General features: G+C 60.4%; 8 protein-coding genes and 2 pseudogenes. 5 read left to right on the forward strand and 5 right to left on the reverse strand.

Annotation, left to right across the window (positions count from 1 at the left end):
• Positions 1-107 precede the first annotated feature (107 nt).
• Entirely contained in the window at positions 108-1280 is a 1173-nt protein-coding gene (locus tag FFS49_RS41375; protein WP_226285473.1) for a site-specific integrase, read from the reverse strand.
• Between the two features lie 1709 nt (positions 1281-2989).
• On the opposite strand from FFS49_RS41375, the pseudogene FFS49_RS42860 reads away from it, so the two are divergent.
• From FFS49_RS42860 to FFS49_RS41395, 5 genes and pseudogenes are all read left to right on the forward strand, one after another.
• Positions 2990-3358, forward strand: a pseudogene (locus FFS49_RS42860) (AAA family ATPase); the annotation flags it as partial.
• A 99-nt stretch (positions 3359-3457) separates the two neighbouring features.
• Complete coding sequence (locus FFS49_RS42865) at positions 3458-3703, forward strand: hypothetical protein (RefSeq protein WP_232357526.1); 246 nt, start codon at positions 3458-3460, stop codon at positions 3701-3703.
• Between the two features lie 443 nt (positions 3704-4146).
• The gene (locus FFS49_RS41385) at positions 4147-4932 is read left to right on the forward strand and encodes a hypothetical protein (protein WP_137910487.1); all 786 of its coding nucleotides are present in this window, start codon (positions 4147-4149) and stop codon (positions 4930-4932) included.
• A gap of 805 nt (positions 4933-5737) precedes the next feature.
• A complete protein-coding gene (locus FFS49_RS41390) occupies positions 5738-6082 on the forward strand; it encodes a cupin domain-containing protein (protein ID WP_014897840.1) in 345 nt (114 codons plus the stop codon).
• Positions 6083-6358: 276 nt separating this feature from the next.
• Positions 6359-7525 carry a mandelate racemase/muconate lactonizing enzyme family protein gene (locus FFS49_RS41395; RefSeq protein WP_105818831.1) on the forward strand — a complete coding sequence of 389 codons (1167 nt, stop codon included), beginning with the start codon at positions 6359-6361 and terminating at the stop codon, positions 7523-7525.
• Here FFS49_RS41395 and FFS49_RS41400 read toward each other — a convergent pair.
• The 4 genes and pseudogenes from FFS49_RS41400 to FFS49_RS41415 all read right to left on the reverse strand — a co-directional run.
• Positions 7511-8155 carry a LysE family transporter gene (locus FFS49_RS41400; RefSeq protein WP_105818827.1) on the reverse strand — a complete coding sequence of 215 codons (645 nt, stop codon included), beginning with the start codon at positions 8153-8155 and terminating at the stop codon, positions 7511-7513. The two genes, FFS49_RS41395 and FFS49_RS41400, sit on opposite strands and share 15 nt — an antisense overlap.
• Positions 8156-8210: 55 nt before the next feature.
• Positions 8211-8387: pseudogene (locus FFS49_RS42870) on the reverse strand (LysR family transcriptional regulator); the annotation flags it as partial.
• 91 nt (positions 8388-8478) lie between these two features.
• Positions 8479-9018, reverse strand: coding sequence for a chromate transporter (locus tag FFS49_RS41410; RefSeq protein ID WP_105818826.1), 540 nt, complete (start codon positions 9016-9018; stop codon positions 8479-8481).
• Positions 9015-9601 (reverse strand): chromate transporter (locus FFS49_RS41415; protein ID WP_137910488.1); only part of this gene is annotated, 587 nt, incomplete at its 5' end. The genes FFS49_RS41415 and FFS49_RS41410, both read right to left, overlap by 4 nt.

A 9601-nucleotide genomic window follows, 5' to 3' on the forward strand; every position in this document is an offset into this window, starting at 1 on the left:
GCCGATGCGCACTTTCCTCGATTCGCTCGATCTCGCCAAGGAGAAACTCATCCCCCATTGATGACTCGTTCTTTGTCGGCCCGACTACCTGTCAGATCAAGTCCCGGCTAATATACCTGAGGTTTCTTACTCGCGCACCAGCTCAGCGACCTTTCCATAGAGTGTTTCTCGATACGCGCGAGCATTTTCCGAGAAGTGGAGCCGTCGATGGCAGTTCGGGCAAACGGCGACCGCGTTCGTTGGCGTACCGATACCTCATAGAGGCTGACGCCCGCCTTGACGAGCTTGCTCGCAAACGTATGTCGGAGCGTGTGCAGGGTGACGCGCCCGCCGCGCTCCTTCACGAGAGCGGGATCATTGAGTCCGGCACGCTCGATCGCCTTCTTGATCGACTTTGTGCTGTAGCCTCGTTCGCTGCCCGTGCGATCCTCGAAGACGTAACGCTGCCCGGTCCGTCGTTCTTCCCACCGGCGACGAAGGATCGTTTCGAGTCGTGAGGTCATGTGCAGCACATCCTCGTTCCGCACCTTGCTCCGATAGAGACTGATCGTGCAAGCATCAAGGTTGATGGCTGACCACGGAATATTCGCGACCTCCGAGTAGCGACACCCCGTATCGAGCAGGAAAACCGTGATGTCGTAGTTATCCTTAACGTTTCGCGTCATTTCAGGTGTTCGCGTCTCTAACGGCTTTAAACCGTCTCTAAGCCGTTCCGGATCGAGCTCGCGCAATAACGCCGACTCGTCGTTAGAATCGAGATATCGAAGCCGATATGAAGTCCTAAGCTCTGGAAAGACGATGTCGCGACTCACTTTGAAGCCGAGCTTCGCCATCTCGTTAATGGTCGCACGGAGGAGTCCGACCTCGTGCTTGATCGTTGCAGGCTTGTCGCCTTCGGCCTTGCGTTTTGCGACGAGGAGCTCGAAATCGCGCGTAGTCAGTTCGTGCATCAGCGTATCGGGCGGCAGGCCGTAGCAGAGGAGCTTGGCCTTCGTTCGCGGATGAAGCTTGTAGCCGAGCGTCTTCCGAACTATCGAGCACATGTTCGTGTGATAGGCGGTTTCACTCCGAGCCCCTACATATTGCTCAAGCGCGTCCTTGAGAGTGATCGGCTGTGCGTCACCGAGATACTGCTCGGCGTGGGCCCGATTGCGCATTTCGCGTTCGACCTGAGCGGCCTTCGTCTTGTTCGGCGTCCCGGTGGAACCGAAGTACTTCTTGCCCTGAATCTGGAACTGGTAGTACCAGTTTTTGCTGTTGTTTCGACGGATGAGCGTCATGGTGTTGCTCCTTACGGAAAGTAATTGATGAGCAACACCATCCGGTCAGACACCGGGTATGACAACAGCTTTCGCCCATGTCAGTGCAAATTCTTTCATCGTGAAAGAAATGACCACGACCAACGAGGGCCATTGCCAGAACGTATCGATCGTCCACCGTAGATCAGCGGCCCCTTTATCAACTCAGAGAGTTCATTGATCTAATTCAATTGAATACTGGCGGTCTGGTCTTTGGTGATTCCGGGATGGATTGGGTGCTGGTCTCTGGTTCCTCGCAGATAAGACGCCGCTTTATCAACACAGAAAAACACTGATCTACATTCACTGATCACTGGCGCACTGGTCGAGTGCATGCGCCGGATCAGCAATTTGACAACCGGATGGCGTGTGCGCTAGTCTACGTGCGCTGATTCGAGAGTAGGCATGCGTGAGACATGCTGCGGACACAGACGCAGCATTGATTGAACCTTTCCGGCGATGGTTAACGTGCATCGTCATGGACTTCCATCTGGAAGTCAGCCCGGTAGGAGACTGACTGGGCGGTTAGGGGGTATAGACAATCGAACCAGCCTATAACGAATGATCTTCGGGGTCATTCGTTATAGGCTGGCCGGTGCGTCTGCCCACACTCTCTGTTGGTAGCCATTGGTCTAGTCCTTTTCATGGAGATGACTATGGTTACGAACACTTCCCCCGAGACCCATCAGCATCAGACTGGTGGGGACGTCTGCACACCACAAACCCTCCCTTACGGCGCTTCGGCAGCGGATCCTTCGATCTTGGTATTGAACGTTGGTGCGCTGAAGGTCGCGATCAATCGCTACGTCAAGAACAAGATCGCCCGCGGGGACTCTGTTGCTTGGTCGAATGCGACGTATAAATTCGAAAATCTGGAGCTTGCGCCCGACGACTTCATCGATGCGGTGCAGTCGGGGTTCGCCTTCTGTGCTTGGCTGAACGGCCCCCGCAAGTCGAAGAATTTCCAGTGCATGCAGGTGCTTGCGGTCGATATCGATTCCGGGTTGACGATCGAAGAAGTGCTCGCGCATCCGTTCTTTCAGAACTTCGGATGGTTCGTCTACACGACACCCAATCATCGTCCGGACGCGCCCCGGTTTCGGATTGTCTTCCTGATGGAGCGGCCCATCGATACCGAAAAACGGATGAAGTTGGCATATACCGGCGTCATCCGTATGTTCGCAGGTGACCGGTCGTGCACGGATGCGAGTCGGTTGTTCTATGGTTCAGAAGGTTGCGAGGTCCATCGCGTAGACCGTGTGCTTCCGATGGAGCAGGTCGAGTATGTGATCGAACTAGGCGAGAACGTAATTCACAACGACGGGCAGACGCTCTCTGACAATGACTTGGCAAATAGCAGGTCATCGGTAGTCCTTGACCGGAACGAGATGGTGAGGACGGAGGACGACGGAATCTATCTGCTTGATGAGTTGAAGTCGGGAACGCGCGTCTTTTGTCCTCGTCACCTGGACAAGCACGCAAGCGCGTTCGTCGTGACGTCGAGGGTCGGACAGAACGGAGTGTATTGCAGTGCCTGTGCACAAACCTTCTGGCCGAAGTGGAACCACCGCTCACATCTCCACGAGTATGATTTTTACTCGTTCGAAGATGGGTTGATTGAGATTGATTACGACGAGCAGCAGCATCCGTCCGAATGGCTTGATGCAGACGCTCCGGTTGAATACCGGGAAATGACCGATGAGAAGTTGGTGTTTGTTCGGGATGCGCGGCTTCTCGGCGAGGCTGGATTTCCGTCGTTCGTGGACGGCGTGAACTGTGTTCGGAGTCCAAAGGGAACTGGGAAGACCTTTCTGCTGGAACGGGCCGTAGAACAGTGGAAGGCGGAGGGGAAGTCTGTCCTGTTGATCGTACACCGTCAGGTTTTGGCGGAATCTCTGGCTGCCCGTCTCAAGATGCACTGTTATCTGAAGAAGCTGGAGAGCTACGAGGACCGCGATGAAGTGTTGAAGTACTGCGTGGTGTGTCTCGATAGCCTGTCACGCTATCTCAATCCAGTTCGGCACAAGTACGACGTTGTGGTGATTGACGAGACCGAACAGGTGTATTCGCACGTGTTGTCGGACACCCTCGCCGGGAACAAGCGGAAGTATTGTTTTAACCTATTGCATCTCTATATCCGCCGTGCGAGGCAAGTTGTACTGTGTGATGCCGACCTCGGATGGCTGACCTTCAATGTCACGGCTCCCACAACGAAAGCGGCACCGACTACACCGACGAAGATGGAGCTGGCGACCAAAATCTACAAGCGGATGCGGAGCGTCAAGGACGTGAGCCGGAAGGACACCATTGAAAAGTTCATCGCCGAGGTGAAACTGACGAAGGCCGGTGCAAGCACCTACTACCAGATGATCAAGGACAAGCACGAGCCAATGGGCAAGAAGTGATTTTCTCTGCTGGATCGTATCGTTCTATGAAAGGCTCCTGCGGGAGCCTTTTTGTTTTGCGGTCAAATTCTGAGTCGGATCGCTTGGTTGGATGCAATCGTGGAGCGGCAGTGATCAACCTATTGCGGACGGAGCGGTGTGGGATGCGCTTGGAGGCGAGTTGCCGGGGGGGGCTGCGAGTCAACCTGGAGAGACCGGGAAAGCCCGGATCACGCCACTGATTCCCGCAATGAGTCTATTTGAGATTGTCGCGGGGTCTTTTTGTTTTTTAAAATGTCAATGAAAACAGCTGGTTAGGGTAGATTCATCGATATTGTCTCTCCGAGTTCGTTGATTTATTCTCTTGGTGAGTCTGCTCGATGGGTTCGTGACGCGATGAGGGTCTTGCGTTTTCCTGTGCCGTGTGTAAAATCGGGTCCGTGTAACTTTCTGAGAGTGCCCCGATGGACACTGTTGTTCGGAAAAAAAGCCCGCGCGCGCCATCGATGCCGCTTACCGACGCTCTCGAGCGGACGGTGAAGCTGTACGAGAAGGAGGGGCGGCATGCCACCTCGGTCGACGTTGTGGCCCAAGGGCTGGGTTACAAGGACTCGAAGAACGGTCGTGCAGCTCAGGCGCTCGCCTCGCTGAGGTATTACGGGCTGGTCGAGCGGCCAAAGGAAGGGTATCTGGCCGTCAGTAAAGACTTCGAGTCCTATCAGTTTGCTCCCAGTGCAAGCATCAAGCGTGATCTGCTGATCAAGATGCTGACGACGCCCCCGGTATTCGCGGAACTGCTGGAGAAGTACGAGGCCCGTTTACCGTCGGATGCCACGATTAAATTCGACTTGATCCAGAAGGGATTTTCTTCAGGAACGGCTGACAACGTTGTTGCCCTGTTTCGGGAGTCTGTTGGCTTCGTTGGGTATTACGAATCATCGCCGGCTGCTGTTGACGGCGGGGATGAAGAGCAATCGGATGCTGTCGTGGCTGGCGACGTGGATTACGCGCAAACACCTCAGCAGCAGGTGGATAGTCGGGACGCATTGTCCGATCAGGTCGAGGTGCGTCGTCAATCTTTGGTGCGCGAGACAAGCGAAGAAATGGTTCGCATACCTGTCCGACTACCAAAGAACCGCCAGGCGTGGTTGGAGATTCCTATTCCCTTCTTTGAGGCGGATAAGGCTCGGTTGAAGGCGTACATCGATTTGCAGCTTACCGATGATGAGGAGGGGGAGGCTGAGGACTAAGAAATAAAAGCCCTCACGACGTTGGCGCGTCGTGAGGGCTTCTGGCAAGGTGGTGAAGGCACCCCTCTACCACCTACAACCTGTCTTGGCAGACGGCTTGAGTTTATACGCTCAAGGGGTTGTGGGCAACTATTGCCTTCGAATCTTCACTGTGAGGATTGACATGCCCTTGGCATCCAACCCCAAGAGTGTATTTGTGCGGCAATACACGCGATTTCGCTTTGGCCGCACGGAGCAGGTGCGCCAGCATTGGCGTTCGTGCCCTAATCAACTGACGCTGTTTTAAGCCGGGGCCGCGCTACGTAAGTGGCGCGGCATTTCCTGCTAGGTCAGCAGCTTTCGCTTGATTGATGCTGCGGTGAAAACTGGCATCGCCGTGAATCCCGCGTGATACGTGGATCCGTACATCTCCAACAGAAAAATCACCGCGAAACCCCGCGCAAACAGTGCGTTTGCTCCAGCCGTTGCGGCTTGGGAAGCTGAGGTAATGGCCATTATACGACGCCCGCAGAACGCGCAATTCTACAGGGTTTGGCCGGGATGTGGCAAGTGGGCTTGTTTGGGGCGGTGGCTTCGAAGCCGGCAACGCTCGACGGAGGTGCGGTGGCGCCGCCGGGAACGGTCGCAGCCAGGATCGGCCGGCATCGGCCTGTCGGCGCAACGCGGAATCGACTAAGCGGGCAATGTCCCCGCTCGCAAGCCCGTGTCGAAAATAGACGAGTCCGCGTCGGAAGCATGCAAGTCCCCACGATGCTTTCGAACTAACGTGACAGGCCTCTCATACGATTGTTAGTCTGGAGCCGACATGTCCGATTTCATCACCGTTCTGCGCAAAACCTGCCCGACCCCGGTCCTCGATGCGACCAAGTGGAAGCGCATCGGCGGCGATCCGCACACCGTGAACCTGAATGCCTATCTCTCGAAGGACGGCAGCAAGATCATGGGCACCTGGATCTGCACGCCGGGCAAGTTCGAGGTGAACTACGAAAAATGGGAGTACTGCCACTTCCTCGACGGCTACTGCATCATCACGCCGGAAGGCGAGGAGGCGGTGCACCTGAAGGCCGGCGACGTATTCGTGATCGAACCCGGCATGAAAGGCACGTGGGAAGTGGTGGAAACGGTGCGCAAGTACTTCGTCTTCGCCTGAGCGGGCCGGTCGATTCCCTCCACGCATACCTGCGTCGCCCGAACCCTTCCCGGCTCCCGGAGCCGGGAGGGCAAGCGGATGATTCCGGCTCAATAGAGCTCGTTCCGGATCGGAATTCCGCGCTCACGCAACGGCTGCAGCGCGATCGTCCGCCACGGTAGCGCTCGCCTGCAGCCTGCGGCGACAGCGCCTATGATGCAGCGGTCCGCCCATCGTGCCGGCCGCATCGCGTGTTTCGTGCGCCAGCGCTCGGCCGTCACCTTCGGAACCCCGACCATGCGCATCACCGCGATCCACGAACGAGCGATTCCCGTGTCCCGCTATGCCGATCCGGCGATCCCGTCCGGCGGCCTGACGACGAGTGTCGTCGCGGTCACCACCGACGTCGTGCGCAATGGCCGCCCGGTGACGGGCTACGGCTACGCATCGGTAGGCCGTTTCGCGCAGGGCGGCCTGATTCGCGAACGGTTCGCGCCACGCCTGCTGGCCGCTGCCGACACGCTCGCCGACGAAGCCGGCACGAACCTCGACCCGTTTCGCGCATGGCGCGCGATGATGGCCGGCGAAAAGCCGGGTGGGCACGGCGAACGATGCGTCGCAATCGGCACGCTCGACATGGCGATCTGGGATGCCGCCGCGAAGATCGCCGACTTGCCGCTCCATCGCTTGCTCGCTGACCGACTTGAACGCACGGCGGCACCACGCGTGCGCGTCTATGCAGGCGGCGGTTACCGCTATCCGCATGACGATCTCGCGCGGCTGTCGGACGAGATGCGCCGCATCGCCGATCTCGGCTACACGCACGCGAAGATCAAGATCGGCGGCGCGGATCTCGGCCAGGACAGCAGGCGCATCGAAGCGGCCGCAAGGCAATTGGCGGACAGTTCGCATCTCGCGGTCGACGCGATGAACACGTACGACGCGACGACCGTCGACGCCGCCGCCGCGATGCTCGCGCCGTTCGACCTCTGGTGGTTCGAGGACATCTGCGATCCGCTCGACCTGCCGCTCCAGGCGGATCTCGCCACACGCTACGCACCGCCGATCGCGGCCGGCGAAGCGCTGTTCTCGCTCGCGGAAGCGAAGCTGCTCGACCGCTACGGCGGTTTGCGCCCCGATCGCGACGTGCTGGTGTTCGATCCGGTGCATGCCTACGGGCTGCCGGGCTATCTGCAGATCGTCGAGCACTTTGCATCGCGCGGCTGGCGGCGCGACGCATTCTGGCCGCACGGCGGCCACCTGTTCTCGCTGCATGTCGTCGCGGCGCTTGGGCTCGGCGGCGCGGAAGTCAATCCGTTCGCGTTCCATCCGTTCAGCGGACTGGCTGATGGCGCGAGTGTCGACGCCGGATACGCGCGGGTACCGCAGGCACCAGGCATCGGCTTCGAACTGCATGCCGGCGCGCACGAGGTGTTTCTGTTTCGCTCGTTATCGCGCCGCTGACGCCTGAAGCGCGTCGATCGCGAAACGCACCGCGAAGCCGAGCATCATCACCGCGACGAAGCAATCGAGCACGCGCCATGCCAGCGTATGGGCGAACCATGCGCGGCACGCGCGCGCGCCATAGGCGAGCATCAGGAACCACGCGAACGAAGCCGTCATCGCGCCGATCGCAAACGGCGCGCGCGCAGCCGGCGTGTGACTCACGATGACGGTACCGAGCAGCAGCACGGTATCGATCCACGCATACGGATTCAGCAGCGAGACGGCGGCGGTCGCGAGCACCGTGCGCGCACGCGTGGGTTCGCTGCCCGTGCGCGGACCGTCGACGTGCTCGGGCTGTCGTCGCCGGATCGCCGAGCGCAGCGCGAGCAGGCCATAGCCGGCGAGATACGCGATTCCGGCCCACAATGCGGCCAGCACCACGCCGGGATGTCGCGACAGCAACGACGACAATCCCTGCACGCCGAGCATGATCAGCAGCGCGTCGCTGCCCGCGCAGACGACGGCGATGGAAAGCAGATGGGGGCTCGAGATCGAGCGCTTGATGACGAAAGCGTCCTTGGGGCCGACGGACGTGAACAGTCCGGCGCCAAGCAGCAGGCCTTCGATGAAGGCGGAGGTGTCGAGCACGAGCGGGCCGACAACCTCTTAAGCTGAACCGGTGATGGTTACGATGAACGAAACCTTAAGGGGCGCCCGAGGGCATTGTCAATGCCCTCGGGCGCCCGGCCGCCCACTCGGGCCGCTGTCCGAGCGTGTCGAACAGCCGGACGATCTCCGCTTTCACCTTCTGCACCGCGTTGCTGACGAGCGCCGTATCGTGCCAGCACCGCGACGGGTCGTGCGCGAACAGCCGGTGCGCACACGGTGATGGTATGCGGACGCGCTAGTATTGCCGCACGCGTATCGGCTGCGTTGTTCGCGGCCGCCGTCGCTTACCGCGTCGCCGCGCATCACATGCCGAACGCGTGCACGCCGACGAGCAACAGCGCGCCGATCGCGATCAGCAGCAGCGCATGAATGCGCGTATACATCACGCACAGCGTCGACGCGACCGCGATCGCGCGCGCGGCCCAGCCGCCGTCGAGCGCCTGCAGCAGCACCCACACCGACGCGAGGATCATGCCGGCCGCGACCGGGCGCAGGCCGGCCTCGAGCGCGATCTGCCAGCGCGCGCCCTTGTGCCGCCGCCAAAGATGCGCGACGCCGTAGATCAGGAACGCCGTCGGGCCGAACAGCGCGAGCGTCGCGATCACCGCGCCCCAGAAGCCGGCCACCTGCCAGCCGATCAGCGTCGCCAGCAGCGAGCCGGGGCCCGGCGCCATCCGCGCGATCGCGAAGTCGTTCACGAATTGCGTGGCAGTCATCCAGTGATGTACGTCGACGACCTGCCGCTGGATGTCGGCGATGATCGCCTGTCCGCCGCCGATCGTCGCGATCGACAGCGGCGCGAACACACCGAACAGCGCGGCGTAGCGTTGCGATGCGGTCATCGCGTGTCGCTCCCGGCCGGCGTAGCGGCCGCGCGGCGATATTCGAGCGCGACGCTCAGCGTGCCGCCGACCAGCACGGTCCACACGAGCGGCCAGTGCAGCACGGCCACCGACACGAAGGTGAGCGCCATCACCGCGAACGGCAGCGCGCGGCGCGGCAATCGGCGCACCGCCGTGATCGCCATCGAGATCGACAGCCCGATCGCCGCGGCTGCCGCACCGGCGAGCGCGACATGCGTGAGCGGAAAGCGCGTGAGGGTCGAGAACGCGATGCCGAACAGCACGATCAGCACGGCGGGCGGCGCGATGATGCCGGTGAAGCCGGCCACGGCGCCGCGCCATCCGGCGAGCCGGTAGCCGATCCAGATCGCGAGGTTCTTCACGTTGACGCCCGGCAGCGCCTGCGACAGCGCGAGACCATTGAGGAACGCCTCCTCGTCGAGCCAGCGCCGCTCGTAGACGAAGTCGCGCATCATCCGCCCGCTGAGCCCGCCGCCGAAACTGGTCAGGCCGATCTGCGAGAACGCGATGAACAGCGCGAGGACGCCGGGCGGCGGTGCGTCGCCTACAGGCGGTGCAGGTG

This window comes from Burkholderia sp. 4NA327C6, from assembly GCF_005502655.1.
GTDB lineage: Bacteria > Pseudomonadota > Gammaproteobacteria > Burkholderiales > Burkholderiaceae > Burkholderia > Burkholderia contaminans.

Excerpts from the sequence above, each read along its gene's own strand:
- FFS49_RS41410 (WP_105818826.1), bottom strand. The coding sequence starts at position 9,018 with ATGACCGCATCGCAACGCTACGCCGCGCTGTTCGGTGTGTTCGCGCCG.
- FFS49_RS41375 (WP_226285473.1), bottom strand. The coding sequence starts at position 1,280 with ATGACGCTCATCCGTCGAAACAACAGCAAAAACTGGTACTACCAGTTC.
- FFS49_RS41395 (WP_105818831.1), top strand. The coding sequence starts at position 6,359 with ATGCGCATCACCGCGATCCACGAACGAGCGATTCCCGTGTCCCGCTAT.
- FFS49_RS41385 (WP_137910487.1), top strand. The coding sequence starts at position 4,147 with ATGGACACTGTTGTTCGGAAAAAAAGCCCGCGCGCGCCATCGATGCCG.
- FFS49_RS41390 (WP_014897840.1), top strand. The coding sequence starts at position 5,738 with ATGTCCGATTTCATCACCGTTCTGCGCAAAACCTGCCCGACCCCGGTC.